The organism is Pseudoalteromonas sp. 4NS20-0020, from assembly GCF_057554385.1.
Window position 1 is genome coordinate 365,781 of record NZ_BAAJMI010000004.1, and the last position, 23,544, is coordinate 389,324.

General features: G+C 39.5%; 25 protein-coding genes and 1 tRNA gene. 12 read left to right on the top strand and 14 right to left on the bottom strand.

Translation table 11 applies throughout. From position 1 onward, the window contains the following. Positions 1–56: 56 nt before the first annotated feature. The 7 genes from AC27JL_RS12270 to AC27JL_RS12300 form a co-directional block, all read right to left on the bottom strand. Positions 57–512 carry a hypothetical protein gene (locus AC27JL_RS12270; protein WP_487195721.1) on the bottom strand — a complete coding sequence of 152 codons (456 nt, stop codon included), beginning with the start codon at positions 510–512 and terminating at the stop codon, positions 57–59. A 178-nt stretch (positions 513–690) separates the two neighbouring features. Then, positions 691–3,810 carry an efflux RND transporter permease subunit gene (locus tag AC27JL_RS12275; RefSeq protein WP_487195722.1) on the bottom strand — a complete coding sequence of 1,040 codons (3,120 nt, stop codon included), beginning with the start codon at positions 3,808–3,810 and terminating at the stop codon, positions 691–693. Next, positions 3,807–5,300 (bottom strand): efflux RND transporter periplasmic adaptor subunit, encoded by a 1,494-nt coding sequence (locus tag AC27JL_RS12280; RefSeq protein WP_487195723.1) that lies wholly within the window; start codon positions 5,298–5,300, stop codon positions 3,807–3,809. Before AC27JL_RS12280 ends, AC27JL_RS12275 begins: the two co-directional genes overlap by 4 nt. Further along, positions 5,290–6,657, bottom strand: coding sequence for a TolC family protein (locus tag AC27JL_RS12285; protein WP_487195724.1), 1,368 nt, complete (start codon positions 6,655–6,657; stop codon positions 5,290–5,292). The genes AC27JL_RS12280 and AC27JL_RS12285 overlap by 11 nt, the downstream gene beginning before the upstream one ends. A 148-nt stretch (positions 6,658–6,805) precedes the next feature. After that, positions 6,806–7,180 (bottom strand): hypothetical protein, encoded by a 375-nt coding sequence (locus AC27JL_RS12290; RefSeq protein ID WP_487195725.1) that lies wholly within the window; start codon positions 7,178–7,180, stop codon positions 6,806–6,808. 59 nt (positions 7,181–7,239) lie between these two features. After that, positions 7,240–7,857, bottom strand: a complete 618-nt coding sequence (locus tag AC27JL_RS12295; protein ID WP_487195726.1) for a paraquat-inducible protein A — start codon at positions 7,855–7,857, stop codon at positions 7,240–7,242. A gap of 2 nt (positions 7,858–7,859) precedes the next feature. Further along, a complete protein-coding gene (locus AC27JL_RS12300) occupies positions 7,860–9,125 on the bottom strand; it encodes an EAL and HDOD domain-containing protein (RefSeq protein WP_487195727.1) in 1,266 nt (421 codons plus the stop codon). 153 nt (positions 9,126–9,278) lie between these two features. Here AC27JL_RS12300 and AC27JL_RS12305 point away from each other — a divergent pair, with 153 nt between their 5' ends. Then, positions 9,279–10,028, top strand: coding sequence for a substrate-binding periplasmic protein (locus AC27JL_RS12305; protein WP_487195728.1), 750 nt, complete (start codon positions 9,279–9,281; stop codon positions 10,026–10,028). 74 nt (positions 10,029–10,102) lie between these two features. Continuing rightward, positions 10,103–10,669 (top strand): PhnA domain-containing protein, encoded by a 567-nt coding sequence (locus AC27JL_RS12310; RefSeq protein ID WP_487195729.1) that lies wholly within the window; start codon positions 10,103–10,105, stop codon positions 10,667–10,669. A gap of 94 nt (positions 10,670–10,763) precedes the next feature. Here the strand turns inward: AC27JL_RS12310 and AC27JL_RS12315 are convergent, their stop codons facing one another. Continuing rightward, complete coding sequence (locus AC27JL_RS12315) at positions 10,764–11,603, bottom strand: 23S rRNA (adenine(2030)-N(6))-methyltransferase RlmJ (protein ID WP_487195730.1); 840 nt, start codon at positions 11,601–11,603, stop codon at positions 10,764–10,766. A gap of 448 nt (positions 11,604–12,051) precedes the next feature. Between AC27JL_RS12315 and zapB the strand changes: the two genes are divergently transcribed. The 8 genes from zapB (at position 12,052) to AC27JL_RS12355 (ending at position 17,775) form a co-directional block, all read left to right on the top strand. Then, positions 12,052–12,282 (top strand): cell division protein ZapB, encoded by a 231-nt coding sequence (zapB, locus tag AC27JL_RS12320; RefSeq protein ID WP_006791213.1) that lies wholly within the window; start codon positions 12,052–12,054, stop codon positions 12,280–12,282. Next, entirely contained in the window at positions 12,282–12,587 is a 306-nt protein-coding gene (locus tag AC27JL_RS12325) for a cell division protein ZapA (protein ID WP_006791214.1), read from the top strand. Before zapB ends, AC27JL_RS12325 begins: the two co-directional genes overlap by 1 nt. A gap of 62 nt (positions 12,588–12,649) precedes the next feature. Beyond that, positions 12,650–13,672, top strand: a complete 1,023-nt coding sequence (locus tag AC27JL_RS12330; protein WP_487195731.1) for an MBL fold metallo-hydrolase — start codon at positions 12,650–12,652, stop codon at positions 13,670–13,672. 55 nt (positions 13,673–13,727) lie between these two features. Next, positions 13,728–15,215, top strand: a complete 1,488-nt coding sequence (locus tag AC27JL_RS12335; protein ID WP_487195732.1) for a LysM peptidoglycan-binding domain-containing protein — start codon at positions 13,728–13,730, stop codon at positions 15,213–15,215. Between the two features lie 66 nt (positions 15,216–15,281). After that, on the top strand, positions 15,282–15,770 hold the full coding sequence (locus tag AC27JL_RS12340) for an FKBP-type peptidyl-prolyl cis-trans isomerase (RefSeq protein WP_039037967.1): 489 nt from the start codon (positions 15,282–15,284) through the stop codon (positions 15,768–15,770). Positions 15,771–15,790: 20 nt separating this feature from the next. Beyond that, the gene (locus AC27JL_RS12345) at positions 15,791–16,519 is read left to right on the top strand and encodes an SDR family NAD(P)-dependent oxidoreductase (protein WP_487195733.1); all 729 of its coding nucleotides are present in this window, start codon (positions 15,791–15,793) and stop codon (positions 16,517–16,519) included. Further along, positions 16,516–17,355 (top strand): amidohydrolase family protein, encoded by an 840-nt coding sequence (locus tag AC27JL_RS12350; RefSeq protein WP_487195734.1) that lies wholly within the window; start codon positions 16,516–16,518, stop codon positions 17,353–17,355. The genes AC27JL_RS12345 and AC27JL_RS12350 overlap by 4 nt, the downstream gene beginning before the upstream one ends. 51 nt (positions 17,356–17,406) lie before the next feature. Further along, positions 17,407–17,775: a hypothetical protein gene (locus AC27JL_RS12355; RefSeq protein ID WP_487195735.1), complete on the top strand. Its 369-nt coding sequence runs from the start codon at positions 17,407–17,409 to the stop codon at positions 17,773–17,775. Between the two features lie 72 nt (positions 17,776–17,847). Here AC27JL_RS12355 and AC27JL_RS12360 read toward each other — a convergent pair whose 3' ends face one another. The 4 genes from AC27JL_RS12360 to AC27JL_RS12375 form a co-directional block, all read right to left on the bottom strand. Next, positions 17,848–19,023: a mandelate racemase/muconate lactonizing enzyme family protein gene (locus AC27JL_RS12360; protein WP_010556678.1), complete on the bottom strand. Its 1,176-nt coding sequence runs from the start codon at positions 19,021–19,023 to the stop codon at positions 17,848–17,850. 26 nt (positions 19,024–19,049) lie between these two features. After that, complete coding sequence (locus AC27JL_RS12365; RefSeq protein ID WP_487195736.1) at positions 19,050–19,817, bottom strand: class II aldolase/adducin family protein; 768 nt, start codon at positions 19,815–19,817, stop codon at positions 19,050–19,052. A gap of 140 nt (positions 19,818–19,957) precedes the next feature. After that, complete coding sequence (locus AC27JL_RS12370) at positions 19,958–20,281, bottom strand: c-type cytochrome (RefSeq protein ID WP_008128263.1); 324 nt, start codon at positions 20,279–20,281, stop codon at positions 19,958–19,960. Between the two features lie 180 nt (positions 20,282–20,461). After that, positions 20,462–21,001: a DUF2058 domain-containing protein gene (locus tag AC27JL_RS12375; protein WP_006791224.1), complete on the bottom strand. Its 540-nt coding sequence runs from the start codon at positions 20,999–21,001 to the stop codon at positions 20,462–20,464. Positions 21,002–21,197: 196 nt separating this feature from the next. Between AC27JL_RS12375 and AC27JL_RS12380 the strand changes: the two genes are divergently transcribed. Then, positions 21,198–22,346, top strand: coding sequence for an MFS transporter (locus AC27JL_RS12380; RefSeq protein WP_487195737.1), 1,149 nt, complete (start codon positions 21,198–21,200; stop codon positions 22,344–22,346). Here the strand turns inward: AC27JL_RS12380 and AC27JL_RS12385 are convergent. Further along, positions 22,313–22,813 carry a prolyl-tRNA synthetase associated domain-containing protein gene (locus AC27JL_RS12385; RefSeq protein ID WP_487195738.1) on the bottom strand — a complete coding sequence of 167 codons (501 nt, stop codon included), beginning with the start codon at positions 22,811–22,813 and terminating at the stop codon, positions 22,313–22,315. The genes AC27JL_RS12380 and AC27JL_RS12385 overlap by 34 nt on opposite strands. Before the next feature lie 2 nt (positions 22,814–22,815). Continuing rightward, positions 22,816–23,211: a hypothetical protein gene (locus AC27JL_RS12390; protein WP_487195739.1), complete on the bottom strand. Its 396-nt coding sequence runs from the start codon at positions 23,209–23,211 to the stop codon at positions 22,816–22,818. Between the two features lie 166 nt (positions 23,212–23,377). Between AC27JL_RS12390 and AC27JL_RS12395 the strand changes: the two genes are divergently transcribed. Continuing rightward, positions 23,378–23,453: transfer RNA gene (locus tag AC27JL_RS12395), tRNA-Ala, on the top strand. Positions 23,454–23,544 lie beyond the last annotated feature (91 nt).

The window sequence follows — 23,544 nt, forward strand, 5'->3', positions numbered from 1 at the left end:
AATAATTAAGCAGGGTGCTATTACACCCTACTTTTAGCTAAGTATACTTTAGCTAATTACATATCCATATGGCGATTTGTACTTTGCATCATTTGCTTAAGCCCTTGCTTTTCAAGCTCTAGTAGCTGCCCTAGCTTCTCTTGCGCATTTTGCGTTTCTGCACGCTCAAGAAGGTAATCGTAAAGCGCGATAACTTTTTGATGCTGACTCGATAAGTAATTTTGAATTGCTTTTTCATCTAACTGCTTATCTTTGCTGATATCGTTAAACGTAATAAGTTCGGGGTTACTGGCAAAGTACTCATAGCAAAACGTGTCGAGCGTGTTAATTTCGGTAATCGCTTTAAAACCCACTAAATCTTCAGCGAGTTTTTTTTCGTAATTAAGGTAATAATCCACCAGCATGGCATTACGCTCATCAAGTATTGGTTTAACGCTATGAAAGTTAGCCGCCATTTGCGTATGAAATAATACTGTCCAATCGTATACCTCTTTAATTGTTTTAACTTGCATGTGCATTCCTTACTTAGTTAACTTATGAGTTACTAGTAGCTTGAATCATGCCAATAAAAACCACAATTAAAAACAATGGGTTACACTTTAAAAATAAATTAAAATACAAATTAATAGAATAACTTACAGACAATAGGTAATTTTTATAGGGCAATGATAAGTCATTACCCTATCACTGTTACTTAATAGTCTTTTTTCTCCATAATAGGTAAACCGCAGGAATAACTAATAAGGTCAACATTATTGCGCTTACCATACCACCCACCATAGGCGCTGCAATTCGGCTCATTACTTCACTACCGGTACCCGTTCCATAAAGCACAGGTAATAAACCAATAACAATAGTAGCCACCGTCATCATTACAGGACGCACACGTAACCCGGCACCTTCAATAATTGCTTGCTGTAACTGAGCTAACGAAAGTGGTTTATCAGCTCGCTTAGCAGTTAAGCACATGTTTTTATATGCCTGATTTAAGTAAACCAGCATAATCACCCCAATCTCCACGGCAACACCGGCCAGCGCAATAAAACCAACCCCTACGGCGACTGAAAAGTTAAAACCTTGAAGGTACATGAGCCATACACCACCTATCATAGCCAATGGCAGTGTGCACATAATAATAGTTACTTCAGCAAAGCTTTTAAAATTAAGATAGAGCAGCACAACAATAATGGCCAAGGTGAGTGGCACTACGTAGGTGAGCTTATCTTTTGCACGTTGCATATATTCATACTGCCCAGCCCATGTAATAGAATACCCCGATGGCAGTATCAAACGCTCATCGAGCACGGCTCTCGCGCTTTCAACATAGCTACCAATGTCTACGCCATCTATATCAATATAAACCCAACCATTTAAACGTGCATTTTCACTTTTAATGCCAGACGGGCCGTTTTCAATAAATACATTAGCGACATCTCCAAGCGCAATATGCTGTCCTTGTGGCGTCACAATGGGCATTAACATAAGGGCGTCAGGTGAATCCCTAAAAACTTGCGGATAACGCACGTTAACCGAATAACGAGCCTGCCCTTCTATTGTTTGTGTTACATTTTTACCACCAACTGCCGTTGCTATAATTTGCTGTATATCGCTTATGTTTAAATTATAACGCGCTGCTTTTTCACGATTTATATCAATTTTTACGTAGCGCCCACCAGCCACTCGTTCAGAGTAAACAGATACAGTGCCTTGAATATCAGCAAGTAGCGTTTCTATTTGCTCACCCATTTTTTGAATTTCACTTAACTGTGGACCTGCCACTTTAATACCTATTGGGGTTTTAATACCGGTTGCCAACATGTCTATGCGTGTTTTAATTGGCATAACCCACGCATTAGTTAAACCAGGAAACGTGACTAATGCATCAAGTTCTGCTTTGAGTTTTTCAAGAGTCATTCCCTCTCGCCACTCGTCTTTGGGCTTTAATTGAATAAACGTTTCAATCATTGTCAATGGAGCGGGATCGGTGGCTGTTTCAGCTCGCCCGACTTTACCAAAAACTGTTTTAACCTCTGGCACGGTTGCGATTAATTTATCTGTTTGCTGCAAAATCTCTCGAGCTTTAGCTATTGATATACTTGGGTATGTAGAGGGCATATACATTAAATCCCCTTCATCAAGTGGCGGAATAAACTCGCTACCTATTTTGTTAAGTGGGTAAAAACCTACCAAGGTCATAACAAAGGCAAATATTAAGGTCGTTTTTGGAAAATTAAGCACCCATCTGAGCAAAGGCCGATAAGCCGCTACAAGCAATCTATTTACGGGATTTTTATTTTCAGGTATTACTTTACCTCTTATAAAATAACCCATCAATACAGGCACTAGGGTGATCGCTAATCCTGCTGAAGCCGCCATTGCATAAGTTTTAGTGTAAGCAAGAGGTGAGAACATTCGCCCTTCCTGCGCTTCTAAAATAAATACAGGCAAAAAACTCACGGTAATAATTAATAAACTAAAAAACAGCGCAGGGCCTACTTCGCTTGTCGCTTTAATAACGACTTCCCAACGGTTTTGATCAGTCAGAGGCGTTTTTTCCATATGCTTATGCATATTTTCAATCATTACTATGGCGCCATCGGTCATTGCCCCTATGGCAATCGCAATCCCGCCCAAAGACATAATATTAGCGTTAATTCCTTGCCAATACATCACAATAAACGCCGTTAAAATACCCAGCGGTAAGGTAACAATAGCCACCAAAGATGAGCGCACATGAAACAAAAACACAACACACACAAGCGCTACAACAATCAGCTCTTCAACAAGTTTGCTTGTCAGATTACTTATTGCGTTGTTAATTAAGTTTGAGCGGTCGTAAACGGGAATAATCTCAACGCCCTCTGGTAATCCTTTTTTAAGCGATTCGATCTTAGCCTTAACCAGTTCAATGGTTTTTTGTGCATTTTCGCCGTAGCGCATAACAACAATACCACCGGTAGCTTCGCCTTCACCGTTAAGATCACTCACGCCACGGCGCATTTGTGGGCCTAGGCGAATATTTGCGACATCACGTAACTGCAAAGCCGTGCCATTTGCATTAGTACCTAATGGAATAGCCTCTAAATCGGCAACACTTTTTATGTACCCTGTGCTGGTAACCATGTATTCCGCTTCGGCCATTTCAATAACAGAGGCGCCTGTTTCTTGGTTTCCTTGCTCTATTGCAGTTTGAATAAGACTCAACGGAATGCCGTAAGCACGCAGCTTATTAGGATCTACATTTACTTGATACTGCTTAACCATTCCCCCTACAGAGGCTACTTCAGAAACACCCGGCACAGTTTGTAATTCAAACTTTAAAAACCAATCTTGTAAGTCTCGCAATTGGCTAATATCAAGCGTATTTGTTTTATCAATAAGGGCATATAGGTAAACCCAACCAACACCCGTTGCATCAGGTCCAAGCTCTGGCGTTGCACCTTCAGGCAGGCGGTTTGCAGCTTGGGTTAGGTATTCTTGCACTCGGCTACGCGCCCAGTATAAATCAGTGCTGTCATCAAAAATAATATAAACATACGAGTCGCCAAAAAATGAAAAGCCTCTTACGGTTTTTGCCCCTGGCACCGATAACATAGCAGTAGTAAGCACATAAGTAACTTGGTCTTGAACCACTTGTGGTGCTTGCCCTGGATACGATGTTTTTACAATAACTTGCACATCAGATAAATCGGGCAAGGCATCTACGGGCGTATTTTTAACGGCAAACACACCACCGCCCACTAAAATTAATGTAAGCAACAATACCAGTAACCGGTTATGAACAGACCAGCGGATAACAGCAGTAATCATTTTACTTCCTCGCCCATCGTATGTTGCATTGAGGAGTGATCTATTGCGTCTATATTATTTAAAGCGGTGATCACAAAATCATCATTAATAATACTAAACGTGAAATCAATGGTTTGACCTTTAATAAGAGAGTTAACCTCTATATGCGGTGCCAGAACAAAATTCATTGTTGCTGGACCTCGGTTCCACTTTGGAATAGCTTCACGACTAATATTTACAACTCGAGTTGCTGCATCAATTGTATTTATAACGCCATTTACGGTTGCACTTTGAGAGTTGTCATCGTTACTACTATCAGCAGCTGGCATCTCCATTCGCTTAAAGTCTGAAAGCTTACTCGACTCAGAATCTATTAAAAATTGTGCAGAGGTAACCACGCTATCGTTTACCACCACACCTGATAAAATAATCGTTTCATCAACGCTTGTTTGTCCTACTTGCACTTCAACAGATTTAAAGCGCCCTTCGCCTAATGCTATAACTACGCGGTTTTGATGTTGCGTACGAATTACAGCTTCTTTTGGTACTACAAGCTGAGGTTCACTCGCATTTGTATGAATAGTCACCTGAGCAAACATATTCGCTTTTAGCTTAAGGTCTTTATTTGTAAATCGGAGCCTGACCCGCAGTGTTCTATTTTGAGCATCGAGCGCCGGATAAATATAATCGACCTGTCCTTGCCATATTTTTCCCTTAAAATAATCAAGGGTCATGGTTACCGGTAGGCCAACACTGATAAGCGACGATTGACGTTCAAATATTTCCGCCTCCACCCATACCTCATCAAGCTGAGCAATACTCATCATAGATGTACCCGGCTTTACATAAAAACCTTCTCGCACATTCAGCTCATCAACAATCCCACTTTGACGCGCATAAAAGGTAATATTTTGCATTATTTGCTTATTTTTTTGTAAGCGCTCAATAAATTCAGCAGATACATTTAACGACTCTAAACGTGCCTTTGCAGCACGAATTAGTACATTGTTATTTCTATTTACTGCCAATAAAAACTCTTCTTGTGCATTAACTAGCTGCGGTGAATATAAGGTATACAAAGGTTCGCCGGCGTTTACCTTATCGCCTTGCGCTTTTACATATAAATCTTCAAGCCACCCTTCTACACGAGGGTGAATATGAGTAATTTTGTCTTGGTTATATTGCACATAACCCACTGTATTGATGTTACTTTGCAGTGTTTTTAACTGCACCTTAGTGGTTTTCACTCCTAAATTATTAATTACCACTGGCGAAATAGTAATCGCTCCTTTTTCACTTTCACTATTACCAACTTTGTCGTAAACGGGCACTAAATCCATCCCCATAGGAGAGAGGCCTGGAGCGTCACGCCTATAATTGCTATCCATGGGCGCCACCCAATATAAGGGTTGTTTTACGGCCGGTTTTTCATCAACTATAATTTGCGTAAAACCAGCCCATAAACTAGCCCCTACAATAGCGGCAATGAATAGTTTCAAGTTAGTGTTCATCAGGCTGCTCCTCACGTAGTTCGCCCATAACTTGGGAGTCTAAGCTACTCATATAATAATTTAAGCGTGCAATAATAATGTGTTGATCGACTTGGATGTTAAGCGCGTCAATTTTGGCATTTAACTCACTAATACGTGCTTGCATAACATCAGAAAAGTCACCGTCATCACGCGTATAAGCATTCAAGGTTGCTTGTGATTGCTCAGCCATTTGTACTAATAAAATATTTTGATATAGCGTATTTCGTTTTTGTAACTGGGATAGCTGACTATATTCTTTAAAATACATACCTTTGAGCTTTTGCAAAGCGACCCTTTTTTGTGTTTTAGTCGCTTCCGTAATAGATATAGCCGATTTAACGTGTTGGTCTTGCCTGTTATCCGTAAATAAAGGGAGATCAATGCTAACTCCCACAGAAAGTAAATCGGCTCTTGATTGGCCCATTGGGGTGTCTGCTCGATAGCCATACCCCACATTACCCCCTATCTGTGGCTTATAACTTTGTTTCGCTAAGCTCACTTGTGTTTGCTTTGCCAACACACTTTGCTCTATAGCAACAATAGCTGGATGAGCCATAAGTAATTGCATAAGTTGACTAAATTCAAGGGTATTAAAATCAGTAAGCGCCACAGGAGGTATAAATTTATCGTCTAAAGATTTTACTAACATTGTTATGGGTAACCATTGCGCTAGCCGGTTTTTAGCACTGTGAAGTTGCTGTTCAAGTATGAGTAGCTTATCTTCTAAGCGGGTAAGCTCTAACTGAGCACGAATAATATCTTGCTGGCGTGTTTTACCCTGCGTACTTGCATAGCTGGCCTCAGTTATTTGAATAAGCTGAGTAAATAACTCTTTGTCTTTCTCAATCAAATTAATACTGTACTGAGCCCTATAAGCATTTAACCAAAACTCAGTAACCATCGCTTTGACTTGAGCCAACCTATCAGCTCGCTGCCATGGATATTGCTTAGACGACTGAAAAAGCGACTTTTGTTTCAGTGATAGACTATCACCGCGGCTAAATTTTTGGCTTAGACTCACTTTAAATTGAGTCATCCCTTCTTGGTCAAACGCATAACCATTTGTTGGTAAGTTCATAAGACCAAGCGTTAGTGTTGGGTCGGGTAAAGTACCCGCCATAATACTTTGCGCCATAATGGCTTGCTCTTGGTGGCGGCTTGCCGATAACCACGGATCATTTGCAAGTGCATAGGTAAGGGCGTGAGATAAGTTTAGCGTACGTACAGAGCTATACTCATCTATTGCGCCAGTCGTTTTTTCTTCTTGGGTATTCGCCGCACTGCTGAACAAAGTCAAACAACATAGCACTGCATTTATTTTCAAAGCGTAATTCATCACTTGCTCCATTTAAAAATTAATAAAAATTTAAATTGGCAAGAAAGGTGTTTATATCAGCCGCACCTAATACGAAAACTAATCACGTTTTCAAAAGATAAAAATCAGCTTGAGGTTCCATAAAATTTAGACACACCTATCCTGCTATTTAAGCAAACATTGGAGGTCGGTAAAGTGATTTGGGAGAGGTTGTTTGAGCACGCGATTCGCATGTATTAACTTTTTCAGTACTTGTAACTGTAATAAGTATTAGAATATCGACATTAAGCATTGAGTTAGCCGTACAGCCATTAACAGGGCAACTGCATTCATTTTGAGCAGTCGCTTCCTCATCGCAGCAATCCATTTGCATCATGGAATGGTGAGCGCTGTTATTCTCTGCACTACTTTTGTATAAATTCATGTTAACGTGAACGTTAGACTGATGAGGCATTTCACATTCACTTGCTACAGACGCAAACGACTGACCCACAAACGTGAGCAGTAAAGTAAGCGTAAGTAAAATAGTGTACAAGCGTTGCAAAATAGTACCTCAATCAAAAAAGGGGATTTTAAAGTAACTTATAAACGACTACAAATAATTTAGGGCGTGTTTTGTAGTTTGGTTTGGGTTTTAATTAAATAACTGGCAATAACTGTAAATATACAATAGGCGCTAAAGTACCAAAACCCTTCACCAAATTGTGCATTCATAACAAGCAATTCACCACTTTTACCGTGTGCATTGCCCGCTAAATACGTAACAATTAATGCTATTACAAATACATCAACCATACTCCATTTGCTGAGTGCACAAACAATATTGCCACATACTTGCTTAAGTCTATTCACTGGTAAGCAGCAATACAGTAGCTGTAATAATAGCTTTAAGCTTGGCACCACAACTGAAAAAAGACCAACCAAGGCAGCCACAAGCAAATTATTATTATTTGCTAGGTCTGTGATAGTGCCGTAAATACTTTGCGTTTTGCTATAAGCGCTAATCTCACCGTCTAACTTATCCAGGCCCAACATGTTTGAAAACATCATTAGCATGCTGCGCGTTCGGCCATCGCCTTCTTCAGCTAACATTTCAATCCCCGCTTGAGCAAGTTTTGATTTATCAATATTCCCTTCAATTGTTAGCACGGGTTTTGTAATACCCGGAAATAACAAACATAAAGCAATAACTACACTTACAACAGATAAAAAATTACGCATACTTATTCGCTCATAACTTCTATTACATCATCACTATAAAGCATTGACTCTAATATAAAGCTGTATATTTTTTCTATTTCCATCTCTGGGTTAACCAACTTAAGTTGTGTTTCAACCACTGCCCAGTTTTTAGTTTCAATCGCTTTTGCCAGTAATAAGCAATCACCCAGCAAACCGGTTTGCAGTAGCAAAGCATCTGTTATGCTTTTATCTAGCGTAAACTCTTTTACAATAGTTGCTAGCTCAATATCTAATATCGCATCAAGCATCGAAAACAAACCCACTAAGTAACCTTGCTGAGATAAATTTTTGTTTGTTTCAGCTAATATAAGCTCTATTAACCGAGCGCGTACAAGAGCAAATTTAGTCAACTCTGTTGGTTTATCTATTCCTAAATCGCTAACAGCTAATACACGCACAAATTGACGAATTACGTCCTCACCTAAATAAACAACAGCTTGCGATATGGACGTAATAACTAAATTACTATTATTAGAACGTGCATTTGCCAAACGTAAAATTCGCGCCGTTATTCCTACATCTTTAGCTACACGCTGATGAATTTCTTCAAAGCATAACGATTCTTTTGCTATTGCTTTAAGGAGTTCGAAAACGGTAACTTTTGAAGGATCGACCCCACTGTAAGTTAGCATTTCTGGGCGGGCAAAAAAGAATCCCTGAAAATAATCACAACCTGCATCACGTAAGTTTATAAACTGATCGTAAGTTTCTATTCGCTCTACTATTATTTTGCAATGAGGGTAACTTCGTTTCAGCTTTTTAACCCGCATATTGGTTTTAATAATAGGCTCTTCAGCCTCAATTTTTATATAACTAACAAGGGCGAGTAACGGCTCCCATTTTTCATCGCCGTCATAATCGTCCAGTGCAAATACATAACCCTGACCTTTCAGCGCTTTAATACGACTAGCAACCGCTGCAATATTTACCGTACGCTCCACAATTTCTATTACAGTATGTTCAGGGTTTAATAGTTTAGGGAATTCATCCAGCAAAGCGTCTGTAGAAAGGTTTACAAAAGCAAGTTGGTGAGCTGTAAGCTTTTCTGCACCGACTAGCATTAAGGTATTAAAAAACAAACGGCTGGTCGCGTGCTCATCGCTAGTACCTGCAGGAAACGCATTATTTGCTGAGTTTCGGTAAAGCAACTCATAAGCAAACACTGCTTTGTCTGCATCAAATATTGGTTGCCTAGCAACATATTGTGTCAACGTAGGTGTTAACGACGGAGTGTCAGACACGTTCAATAGAATTCACCTATAAGTTTGTGCAAAATTAAAGCTAATCTTTTGAGTCTAATCTATGTTAAAGATTAAAAGTATAGTAAATGCATCTTAATCGTTGCAAAATTTTGCAAAGTAAATAAAACTAATAAAAAAGTTCGTAGTATAGGAGCGGGTTTGCGTATTTTAAAATGGTTATTGATAACATGTTTAGCATTGAGCTCGCTTCCTAATATTGCAGCACAAAGCAACAATCCTCTAAAGTACAACATTAGCTCATCTGGAAGTCATTACCCTTTCTACACCAACAATCCTAAACGCCCGGGTGTGTTACCAGAAATCATTGAAAAAGTACTGATTGACGCTAATATCTCTGCTTCTCATGAATCGCTACCTGCAAAGCGAATCACTAAATATCTGAATGAAGGTATTATTGACTTTGATGTGATCTCGCTTGATTGGCTACCTCAAAGCGAAAGAAACAACACCAAATATGTATTTTCTGACCCATTAATTACAGTAACAGAAATGCTTGTAACGCTGCCCGAAAACACAAAAAAATGGCAACATGTGTCCAATATTGAGGGTAAAAATGTAGGCACAGTATTGGGTTATTATTATCACAATGCTGATACATTTAAACGCGTTGATTTTCCTTCGGAAAAAGAACTCATTGAGGCGCTAGTACGAAAAAGAGTAGATGTTGCCATAATAGGTGACTCACCAACCTTATATTGGTCACAAAAACTTAATATCAACATTGGTTTTGGTGCTCAATATTCTCATGGTTTTTTGAGAATTCGCCTGCTTAGCAAACATAAGCACTTAATGCCTATCATTAATAAAGTAATAAAAAACCTCCACGACATTGGTTATATAAACAACATAGCTGAAAAATACATGAAAGAAATACCCATACAAAACTAAGGGATTTATAACACACACCCAGTGCGCTGAGTTATACTATGCAAAAATATTAACCCGACCAAAAAAGTAGTCCTATGAGTATTGAAAAAGCCTTAATTGAACGCAGCAGCAACCAGTGTGAATTGTGTACAGCTACCAATGACTTATCTGTTTATGAAGTCCCACCTGTAACCGAAACACATTCAGACAAATGCATTTACACTTGCAAAACATGCAAAGAACAAATTGAAAACACCGTAGATGTAACGCCGACGCATTGGCATTGTTTAAATGACAGCATGTGGAGCCAAACACCTGCTGTTCAAGTTATTGCCTATAGAATGCTATCGCGCTTAGCACCTAATAACGGTTGGGCACAAGATGCGTTAGACATGGTATATCTAGAAGAAGAGACTCTGGCTTGGGCTAATAAAGCACTTGCTGAAGATGACGATGTTAAACATATCGATAGTAATGGCGTGGTTCTTCAAGCTGGCGATACCGTGACACTCATAAAAGATTTAGATGTAAAAGGCAGTAGCCTTACAGCAAAACGTGGTACTGCGGTGCGTAATATTGGTTTAACCAGTAACCCAGAACACATTGAAGGGCGTGTTGATGGCCAGCGCATTGTCATTTTAACTAAGTTTGTTAAAAAGTAGGCAGCAAATAACTCACACTATCTTCGCTTTTAACTGTGAGTAATAAGTTAGAACAAAAATGCCCAGATCTGCTGGGCATTTTCGTAAGTAGTGGTTATTCGTCAACCAGTTGCTCACACCTATAAAAGCCAGTAGGTTCACTTAACAATGACACTAGATCAGGCAATACATTATCCATAGTTTGTTTAAGCTTCCATGGCGGATTAATCACTATCATACCTGATGCAGTCATGCCATGAACGTCAGTATCTGCCTCGGTTCCCAGCTCAAATAACTGAATATTTCGCATACCGGAATCAATTAAACCCTGCTCCATATTGTTAATGCGCTCCCGATCAACAACCGGATACCAAATCATATAAGTACCCGTTGCAAATCGTTGATGTGCTTTAATTAATGTTTTTACAACGCGTTCATAATCATCTTTAATTTCGTATGGTGGGTCGATTAATACGCACGCTCTTCGAGACGCAGGTGGCAGTAGCCCTACCAAACCAGTGAACCCGTCTTCACCGCGCACTCGAATAGAGCGCTTACCCTGCATATTACTTTCTAGCAAGACTAAGTCTCTTGGGTGCAATTCAAAAAACCAACCTTTATCTTGACGACGTAAATAATGTTCAGCAATTTTTGGTGAACCCGGATAAAAATCGAGGTCACTCGTATTATTGAACGATTTAATTAGGTCAATGTATTCGTTAAGTGCCTCATGCTCACTTGTGTGCGCCCACAACTTTTCAATACCGTCTTGGTATTCTTGCGTTTTTTGAGCATCAGCTGCTGCGAGTTCAAAAAAGCCTGCGCCAGAGTGCGTATCAATGTAATCTAGCGGCTTATCCTTAACTGTTTGATATTTAAGCACCTCAGCCAATACAAGATGTTTTAGAACATCGGCCGGATTACCCGCATGAAATGAGTGTCTGTAACTAAGCATTATTTATTTTCGCCATACGCAATTTAATATCGCAAGTGAACCATAAGCACTGGGCTTTAGCAACTTGCACTAGGGTCTGTTAACCGTTCAAGGTTAAAGTTTAAGCGACCTGTTTGATATTTAGGCAAAGTAGAGCCTACATAGTGCGGTTATACTTACATGAATTTAAGCCGGTAGAATAACGCGGGAGCAGTTACCGAGTCCACTGAGTTACAAACCTCGCGCCACGATTAAATACCCCCTAGTTTGAACAAACTTTAATCCGCAAAATTCAACAACCTCTTGGATAAAGGGTGTTTAAATGAACCATATATGAACAAAAAAGCACGTTGTATGAATTATCCCTTAACAAAGAAGAAAAATCAGCTAAAACTCGCGTAAATGCTAGTAAATTGATGTACTTTGCTTTACATTTGCAAGACATTAATTACAGTTATATGAGCGCCTTATGGACAACAATACTCTTCAACAACTCGAACAACTGATCGATTCACTTATTGAACGCAATAATCAATTACAAACTGACGTTGCTAGCTTAAAAGAACAAAACAGCAAACTTGCTGATGATAATGAGCTTTTACAACTAGAAGCGCTTGAAAACGAAGAAAAGCAAAAAGATGCCAGCACAACATTAACTGGCTTGCTTGATAAATTACAAAGCGCACAACAGGCTAGCTAATGTCTGAGCTGCAAAACCAGCGGGTCACTGTTGAGTTGCTAGGTAAAGAGCAGCAATTTGCTTGTCCGCAAGGACAAGAAGAGGCATTGATAGCAGCAGCTAAAAATCTAAACGACTTAGTTGAACAAATGAAACAGCGTTCAACCGTTCGAAACGATCAAAAAGCATTGCTTATGGCAGCACTTAATTTAAGCCACGATTTGCTTGAAGCAAAAACACAAGCAACTGTTGAGCAGCAACACCAAGACCAACTTGTTGATAAACTCAGCCAACATTTGGCAAGTGACCCCGAACAAAAAAAATAAAAAGCGCAACCTGCGCTTTTTGTTTATCATTAGGGTAATAAATGGCCTGCAAGAGATAGCAAATGAAGTACTCCTTACTCACTATTCACTCATCGTTAAAATATACACTCCTGATGATAGGTTTACTTTTTGCCACAGCCAATTCAAATGCAGCTATTAGCTGGCAAACTATTAATAACAATATCCAATTTTTAAAACAACAAGACGATTTACGCTTTTACGACTCAAACCAAGTTTTGATTGAAGGCGCTGAATGCGCCCTACTTGTTGATACCAGCGGGAATTTTGCCGGTGTTGAACAACTTGTCGTTGAACTAAAAAAACGTCTTAAAACGCCTCTTTGTTATTTAGTTGCAACTCATTATCACGACGATCACTTACTAGGAATGGCGGTGGTTCAACACTACTATCCAAACGCTAAACTCATTACCCACCAGCAAGTGAGCGCTGATTTTAAAACCTATCAAAAAGCCTACATCAATAAACTCGACAGCTATGAAAAAAGCATTGAACTGAGTTATCAGCGTTTAGCTTCAATTCCCAAAGAAGGACAAACAGCATGGCGAGAAAAGCTAGAACTGGCTAAAGCACGACTTTTTCGCTGGCGAGAATATAAGCTTAATCCACCAAAAATAGCATTAGCAGTAAGTAAAACGCTTAATTTAGGGAACTTTGAGATAAATATCACACCACACAAAGCGCATACTACGGGTGATTTAACCATTACTACAAACAATGGGAGCACGTTAATTGGTGGTGATATTGTTGATTGGCTGCCTTACCCAGGCCACGGTGAACTTAAAAGCTGGCAAACGTTGCTTAAACAATACATAAGTAATGAAAAGCTATCACTCATTATACCAGGCCATGGTGATACTCTAAATAAACAACAACTAAAGCAACCACTGGCATTTTTAAATGCCCTGACTGAACACGTCAAAAGTAATAAAAACCTAACAACTGAAGCACTCATAGAATCTTTTCCACAAAATGTGCTCGCTCCTTATCAACAAGACACGCTAAACCAAAAGTCGAGCCAGTTTTTTTTACAAGCAGGACTCAATCGCGCTAAAAGCTCACAATAACCCAACACAACGGATTGTGTTAAAATAGTAAAAGGAATTTATTCAAGTGATCACTATGCGCAGTTTGATATTATGCTTTTTAGTACTTTTTTTGTTTGGTTGTGAATCAACTGAGCAAAAGCAGGCAGAGGCACCTCAAATATTTACTCATTTTGAGCCTGATTACGCTAATCACCAAAACGTAGATGAACCGACACCCCAAAAGCAACAAGCACTGCTTATTGAAGAACAAAGCACGCCACTAAAGGTTAAAAATAGAGTCGTAAAAATGCGCCCACCAAAAACGACTGATTTATGGGTGCACATTGCTAACAACTTACACTTTACGGTTTATCAAAATCGGGCTTTAAAAAAACGCATTAAGTGGTATCTAAAACAGCCTAAATACCTAACCACGGTAAGTAAGCGTGCAGCACCCTACTTATACCACATTGTAAAAAAAATAGAGCAAAAAAACCTCCCTATGGAAATAGCGTTACTGCCTTTTGTGGAAAGTGACTTTAGACCTACCGCTGCCTCATCGCAGCAAGCTGTTGGCGTATGGCAACTTGTCGGTGCGACCGCGTATCACTTTGGTATAAAGTCAGATCAATGGTACGACGGACGCCAAGATGTACTTGCTTCAACCGATGCCGCGCTGGATTATCTGAGTTATTTACATAAACGCTTTAATGGTAACTGGCTATATGCATTAGCCGCCTACAATAGCGGTGAAGGACGCGTAAAGCGGGCCATAGAGAAAAATACAAAACGAGGAAAAAGCACTGACTTTTGGTCGCTAAGCTTGCCAAAAGAAACTGCTGATTACGTACCAAAATTACTCGCTTTAAGTTATTTAGTTAAGCATCCACAAAAAGGCATGAAGCAACCAAAACTTGCTTATAAACCACTCACCACACAAATGAATATAGGTCAGCAATTCGATTTTTCGGTTATTGCTAAGCTATCTGGAATTGGCTCAAAGCAGTTACATGCAATTAACCAAGGGTATTTAAAAAATCAAAGTTCGCCAAACGGACCACATACCTTACTACTGCCAATAGGCCAAGAGACACTTTTAAAAAGTCAGTTTTTTAAATCTAACTTTGCTGGTGAATACATAGTAAAGCAAAACGATACACTTTATGGCATTGCAAAGCGTTATAGTATGTCGGTCAAAGCGCTTAAACAGCTTAATAACAAAGCCAATAACTTTATTGGTATAGGCGAAAAGTTATTGGTTGGGCAACCCAAAACCTTACCAAGCTCTTTAACCATAGATTACAAAATAAGCCCTTATCTAGAACCTCAAGAAGATATTGTCATCCCAACAATAGAAATAGACTACACCGTAAAAACCGGAGATAGCCTGTGGAGCATTAGCCAACTTTACGACGTACCACATAGCGATTTAGCTAAGTGGAATAAATTATCAGCCTCAAGTATTTTAAAGCCCGGCAGTCAGCTAGTACTTTTTATTCCTCAAGCTGAAAAACCTAAAGCCAAGCCAATCAAAAAAGACCTACTGCTTGATCTGCAAAAAACACTAAATCAACCACGGTAAGTTTATAAACCAATCTATTTCGCGTAAAATCACGCCCTAACATAGTTATTATTGAAAGAGATCAGCATGCAAATTAGTAAGAATTCGGCAGTAGAGTTTCACTACACACTCAGTGAAGCAGGTGAGCAAATTGAAAGTAGTGTAAATGATGCACCACTTAGCTACATCCATGGTAGCGAAGGCATGCTTCCAGGTTTAGAAAAAGCCCTTGAAGATAAAAGTGCCGGCGATAAATTTAGTGTAACACTTGAACCAAGTGAATCTTATGGTGAGCGTGTTGATGACTTAATTCAACGCATTCCACTAAAGCATTTACAAGGCGATGTTAAAGTGTGGAAACCAGGAATGACCGCAATGGTTCAATCTAACCAAGGCCGTCATCAAGTGACTATTGTTAAAGTTGGCCGTTTTAATGCCGATTGCGACCTAAATCACCCATTTGCAGGTAAAACTCTGACATTTGATGTTGAAGTGGTATCGGTACGCGAAGCAACTAGCGAAGAGATTTCGCATGGCCATGTTCACGCTGAAGGCGGTTGTGGCCACGCTCACTAATTAGCGAAAAAGGAACAAGTATGTCAAAAGTTGCAATTGTAACAGGTGGTACAAAAGGGATTGGCCTAGCGGTAGTAAAACGCTTACTAACCAGTGGCTATGAGGTACATAACCTTGATATCACACCAAGCAATGTAGGTGTTTTTCATCATTGCGATGTAAGTGATGTAGAGGCTGTCCGCCGCTCGATAAGCGCGATACATGAACAATCTCAACGTATTGACGTACTGGTTTCTAATGCTGGAAAACACTTAAGCGCAAATATAGAAAGCACTGATGAGCAAACGCTCGATGCGCTATTTGCGCTTAATGTAAAAGGCGCCTATGCGGCGGTACAAAGCGTACTCCCAACGATGAAGGCAAATAATGCGGGTTCTATTATATTAATAGCATCCGACCAAGCATTAATTGCCAAGCAAAATTCATTTGCCTACAACCTCACTAAACATGCCCTCGCCTCAATGGCAAAAACTACGGCACTTGATTATGCACACTTTAATATTCGTGCTAATGCAGTGTGTCCAGGCACCATTGAAACCCCTTTATTTCATAACGCAATAGACGCTTACTGCAAAAAAAGTGGTGCAAACAAAGCCGATATAGTGGCAGAGGAAGCCAGTCTTCAACCGCTAAACCGATTAGGTCAAGCCGATGAAGTAGCCGCTCTTGTGAGTTTTCTAGCAAGTGACGATGCAAGCTTTATTACTGGCAGCTTACAAAGTATTGATGGCGGCTATACAGCCCAATGAGTACAAATATAATTGACCCGCATGTTCATTTTTTTAATTTACTTGATGGTCAATACACTTGGCTACAAGGAAGCAATCCTCCTGCGTGGCCCAATTTAGAGAAAATAAAACGACCTATTAGCGCACAACAACTTGCCAACAGTACTGACTTTAAATTAAAGGGCCTTGTGCACATAGAAGCAGGCTTTGATAACTCAGCCCCAATTAAGGAGCTAAATTGGCTAAGTAAGCATTTAAGTGAAATGCCATTTAAAGCCATTAGCTTTAACCAAATAGATGCCCCTGCTGAGCAATTTAGTAATGCACTAAATGCGCTTGCTCATTCAAGCTTATGTGGCATTAGAGATATAACCGAAGGAGATGACGCAGTAAGGCTAAAAAGCCCTAGCTGTATTCATAATCTTGATTTATTAGCAGCAAACAAATTGCATTTTGAAGCGCAATTTGAGTTACACAATATTAGTGTGGCCAATCATATTGCTCACTGTGCAAAACAATTACCTCACCTACAAATTATTCTTAACCATACAGGGTTGCCTGATAATTTGATCTCTTGGCAAAAAGGCGTTGAACTACTTGCCCAATATAGCAATATTGCCATTAAGTTTTCTGGCTTTGAGTTATTAGACCTGACACAAGCACAACAAGAAACCTGCTTTAAGTGGCTTTTACAGCATTTTGGCGAGCAGCGTATTATGTTTGCTAGTAACTTTCCGGTATGCCAAATAAACACGCATTACAATGCCCTATGGCATCAGCATTATGCGCTATGTAATAGCCATAGCCTATGGCATAAGCTCAGCTACGCAAATGCAAAGCACTACTACCAAGTGTAAGTAAAAGTCGTTATATTTAAATTTTATTCTGCTTAAAATGGCGTAGATTTTATGAAAAACACATTATTCATTTCGAGCTTAGCTTTGTGCGCTTTATTAAGTGGCTGTGTATCGCAACACGCTGAACCCACTCCAAAATTACAACATGCATTACTTTTAGCGCCTAATCAAAACGCAGTTAACAAAGTAATCAATACCCTTATGAATATGCAAAATATAACGTTAGATGACGATGTATTTACAATAAACAGTGTGGTTACGCTAAATAATTTAAACGAAAATAACATAATAAAAAGTCATCAGCTAAATCCACCCGACCAATTTGAACTGATGATAAAAAACAAACAATGCTTTATACGCCACGTAGATAGCAAAGCAACTCAAGAGCTCAAAGGTGTTGAGTGCGTAATTAACGAATGACCTTAATTCTGCTAATAAAAAGCCGGTAAGTGAATAGTCACTTACCGGCTATTATAATAACAAGCTTAATTATTATTTTATTTCTACACGTTGCGACCGCATTACAATCTCATCGTTTAGCTCAATACCCAAACCTGGCTCTTCAGATACTTCAAAAAAACCATTTTTAGGTTGTGGGTCTTGTAAACACAATTCGCGGTTCCACTTTTTAATTGCGTACGTGTGATGCTCATGAATTAAAAAGTTAGGAATAGCGGTTTCTAGATGCAGTGATGCAGCCGTTGCAACTGGCCCACCACATACGTGCGCCTGAATGCGTACATCAAAAATATCAGCGTAATCACATACCTTTTTAGTTTCAGTAAAACCACCACATAAACCGATATCGGGCTGAAGTACGTCAATACTCTGATCTTCTAAATAAGGACGAACCCCCCAGCGGTTATACAAGCGCTCACCACCTGCAATTGGCACATTAACTTTATCTGCTACTTTGGCATGCAATGAGTGATTTAAGTAGTTCACAGGCTCTTCAAAGTACATACAATCAAATTCTTCGGCTATTTCACCAATTTGAATAGCAGATGTAGCACCCGGTAAACTATGGCATTCAAAAATAATATCCACTTCATCACCCACGGCTTCACGAATAGCTTGCATACGCGCGCGGTATAACTTCATTTCTGGGCGTGAAATAATATTAGTTCGGTCGTAATAGGTATTACCGTCTTTATCATATTGAATTGGATCTACCTTAACCGCATCGTAACCCTCAGCTATGGCTTTTAATGCTGCCTCTGCGTATTCTTGTGGCTGAACTAGCGCTTTAAATTCGCTATCCCAGTCAAACTGCAGTTGCGATGCATAAGTACGAAGCTTGTCGTTAACCTTACCACCAAGTAATTGATATACCGGTAACCCAAGCGCCTTACCTTTAATATCCCAAAGCGCAGTATCAATTGCGCTCATTGCAGCGTACACAACGGGTCCACCACCTAAACCCCAAAAGCTTTCTCGTAACATGCGAGACCATAGCTTTTCGGTCTGAAACGGGTCGTGCCCAATTAAAAAAGCATCTGCCATTTCTTTGATCATGGCGGCAGCTGCGCTATGACCTAAATCATAAGCAAGACCCGCCTCACCCACACCACTAATGCCTTCATCAGTATGAATGCGAACGAATACAGGTGTCCATGCTGGGCGCTCTGGACAATGAATATCAAATACTTCTACGCGATTTACCTTCATAAAAATTCCTTATTAACCTGTTAAGGTTATTTTGCAAAACTGGGATCAAGCCGATACGCTTTACGTAGCATAGCAGGCCAAGCAAGCTGGCCTCCGGTGCTGCCGCTATGAACCACATTGGCTTGATTATAAATATTGTCGATAATTGGTTGAGGCACGGGAATTACCTCTTGCGAGCTAGCTTGCAGCGCTAATTGTATTTCGCAGGCGCGCTGTAAGTCGTAAAAACGCATAAACGCATCGCCTACAGTAGGGCCTACAGTTAACCCACCATGGTTAACTAATAACATGTGATTAGTTGAGCCTAGATCATCCTGAAGGACTTTGCGCTCATCATCATTAACTGCAAGGCCTTCGTAACCGTGATATGAAAGCGACGGCAATGAAAACATAGAATACTGGCTCAATGGTAATAAGCCCTTTTTTTGCGTAGCCACAGCAATGGTTTCTTTGGTGTGCAGGTGAATAACGCAATGCGCATCTTCTCTTACTTCGTGTATTGCACTATGAATAGTAAAACCAGCAGGATTAATGCTAAAAGGAGTGTCGTCGATTATATTCCCATTTAAGTCTACCTTAACCAAGTTTGACGCGGTTACTTCGTCAAATGTTAATCCAAAAGCATTAACAAGATAATGGTCAGTGTCCGGCAAACGCGCTGATAAATGCGTATAAATTAAATCTCCCCAGCGAAAGTGATCCACTAGCCGGTAACAGGCAGCAAGGTCGACACGAAGTTGCCACTCTTGAGCAGATACTTTATTTTTTAAATCGAGTTGGGGTAAATCAAACATAGTAAGCCTTTTAAAATACACACATAACAAGTGCGAATAGATGTTTAGAAGTCTAAAACACTCTGTTCTTTATAGCAATCAACAAACAAAAACAGCCACACGTGTGTGGCTGTTTTTAAAGGGCGAATAACTGCTTTGAGTTATTTTACTTTAGATAAGTAGTCTGCAATAGCTTCAAACTCTTCGTCTGTTACTGTAGCAACCATTGCTTTCATCGCCATAGACATACCATTATTACGCGCACCCGACTTAATGTCTTTCATTTGCGCAACTAGGTAATCTTTGTTTTGGCCATTAAGTTTAGGGTACATACCCATAATTGGTGCTTTACCATCTGCACCATGGCAGGTTTGACAATTTTTTGCAGTGTAAAGAGCGGCGCCATCGGCAGCAGCTGCATTAAACGAGAAACTTGCGGCTAAACTAATGCCCGCGCCTAGTATTAGTGTTTTCATCTTGCTCATTGTATTTACTCTTCTTTTTTGACGGTTAGAAAAAACTGTTCAATTGATTGTAGTCAACAATCAAATAAAAAGCATACGTTAGAAACGATGCTAGACGATCAACTTAATCCTACACTGCTAGCTCGTTTTATGCTCATAATTAGTTTAGCAAATAAATATGAGCAGACGCTTAACTGATTGTTACCATACTAAATCGTCTGGCACTTCAAAATCTGCGTACGGATCGTCTTCATCTTTTGGTTTATTTTCAGCTTCAACATGAAAAACAATGTATTTTTCGTCAACTTCAGCCACCTTGCGAGCGGGTTCGTCTTCTAATACATAAAACTGCCCTTCTAGGACACAAATTGCTAAACGACCACCCGACAATGCTTTTTGAGTGTTTTCATTCACTTCAATACTTTTAACTTTTTTGTCGTAAGTAAAATTAAAGGTTCGCTCACCACGAATAGCATCTTGGTTGTTGTGCTCTAAAATTTGTTTAACGCGCGCTTCTTGCTCACGCTGTTTAAGGCTAACTTGGCGAACTTGGTTAAGCTCTTCTGCTTTTTTCTGCTGCTCAAGTTTAGTTTGTTGAATATGCTTTTGCAGATCACTAGGGTTACTTGTCGCCCCCTTTTTTTGTTTTTTTTGTTGCTTACGTTTTTCTGATTTAGCAACTTTAGCTTTATGCGATGTTGTTAATCCTGCTTGAAGCAATTGGTCTTGTAATGAACCCATGGCATTGTTCCAGTAAAAACTAATATTACGCTCATTTTAATCATCAACGCGTTTAAATGACAGTGCTATTGGTATTAATCTAACAAACTCCTTCATACTAAGCATGATATAAAACAATAATCGTACTTTTAATTATCAATTAGAGTTAACTTTCAATACAATTAAGTAGCCAACTAGCTAACTCATAAGCCAAATAATGCGCTTAATTCATCTACTTGCTTGCTCCATTGTTATATTTTTTGTGCTTTATGCACCTCAACCGTTACTGAACTTATTTGCGAGTGAATATAATGTATCGCCTGCCGTTGCTGGTAGCCTTATGACGGCAACTATGCTGCCACTCGCTATTGCACCATTAGTATACGGCTTGTTTTTAGCTAAACAGAATCCTTTAAAAATACTTCGTATTGCAATGATAGTACTGAGCCTTAGCTGCTTACTATTTATTTGGGTGCCTAGTTTTGAGCTCTTGCTGTTAGTAAGGTTTTTACAAGGCCTTACTCTTCCCGCAGCATTAACCGCCATGACCAGTTTCATAGGGATAAGCTTTAGCGCTGATACACTTCAAAAAAATATGACACTTTATATAGGCAGCAGTATTGCAGGTGGTTACTTTGGAAGAGTACTTGCTGCACTGTTTAGTGACTTATGGCATTGGCAAAGCTTTTATTACTTAATTGCTTTTATGCTTGTTTTTTTAGCCATATTAATAAAGCCCCAGAAATTCAATAACATTAGCACCCATGCTCCAAAATCACCTCTAGATTACATCAAACAACTTAAGGAAGGCCCTCTTTTAAAAGTTTACAGCGCTGTGTTTTGTATGTTTTTTTGTTTTGCTGCTTTACTTAATTATTTGCCTTTTATACTGCAAAAAACATTTTTAATTACCAACACTCGTGATATCGGATTAGTTTATAGCGGCTATTTAATTGGTGCTTTGGCATCTATTGCGACGCCTTGGTTACTAAAAAAAGCACCTTCAGCTTGGCACGTATTAGCGGCGACCTTCATTTTTTATAGCCTTAGTATTGTTGCGCTAATAAGCCACCAGCTAAGCGTATTTTTAACTGCATTCACGCTATTTTGTGCGGCTATGTTTATTATTCATTCAACCGCAGCTCCACTGGTCAATCAAATAAGTAAAGCACCACCAAGCGTGACAAACGGAGGGTATGTCTCGTTTTATTACAGTGGTGGGGCGAGTGGCTCGCTATTACCGGGTTTAGTTTATCAACAGTACGGACAAACAGCATTTATGTTTACCTTACTTGTTGTTTGTTTGTGCGGCTTTTTTCTTATTACCTGGGCTTACCTTGACGGTAAAAACATGACGCGCGGTTGATGATCCGTATAATTAAAAAAGGTTTCTAGGTCTGATTTACTCAAAATCCATGTCAGCGTATTTTCAAAGGGGTGGCAGTGAAATAACTCACCAAACCAAATATCTTGATCTAACCATACTGTTACCGCATTTTGTTTATCGTTTAGTAGCGCAAGCATTGATACACATCCTGGTGCAACTTTTAAATAGGTTGCTAAACGTTCGCTTGAAGCGAACCCTAAACGCGACAAACCTTGCTGTTTAGAGAGCGCTTTTAGGTCCAACTGCTTATTGTGAGCTGTAATTACTAAAAAGTGACGTTTACCTTCGTTATCACGCAAAAATAAATTTTTTAAACGGGTACCTGGGCGTTCAAGCAGTAATTCATCCGCTGCTAAGCTAGTATGTAAAGGTGGGTGTTCGATAACATCGTAATTAATATTTAAATGCGCTAAACACGCCTCTAATTTTGTTTTGTCCGCTAACATAGTTACAAACAACGCCCTCTTAATTGCACGCTTAGATCTCGCCACAGAACGTCTGTTATTTCATGATTATTAGCGCAGTATTCACGCGTTGTAAGCTCTTGCTTTAATAATTCAACGGCCTGGTCTTCTAATTTTAGCTTTAACACACTCGACTCTTCAAAGTGTTCTTGCTCAATATATTCCTTAACTTCACTGCGAGAAGGTCTGTTATTACGTCCACGATCGAGATTAAAGTTCTCACGGTGCTTAGCTTTAACCGATACAACATAAGCAAATACATTATTTCCTTGCTCATCTTGTTTTTCAAAAAACTGTTTGTTGTTTATTTCATAAGGCGGCTCTTCATTTGATGCACAACCCGAAAGTAAAACCATCAGTACCAAAACGCTTTTTTTCATTATTTTCTGTCGTTTTAATGAGTAATTAAGCCGAGTCTATCAAAAATTCATCTAAACTGTGAAAATTAGCGAAAAAATACTTGACCAAATTTATAAAAAAACTTAAAGTTCGTCCCGCTTGGAACTCAGCAGCCAAGCGTCTATGTTATGCATAAACTAGGAATGTGGGGCTATAGCTCAGCTGGGAGAGCGCCTGCCTTGCACGCAGGAGGTCAGCAGTTCGATCCTGCTTAGCTCCACCACTTTCCTACTCCTTCCTTAAATATATTCTTTACTTCAAAAACACTCTAATTCATTCATTTTATTTTGTTTTTCATTTATCTCTATTATCTT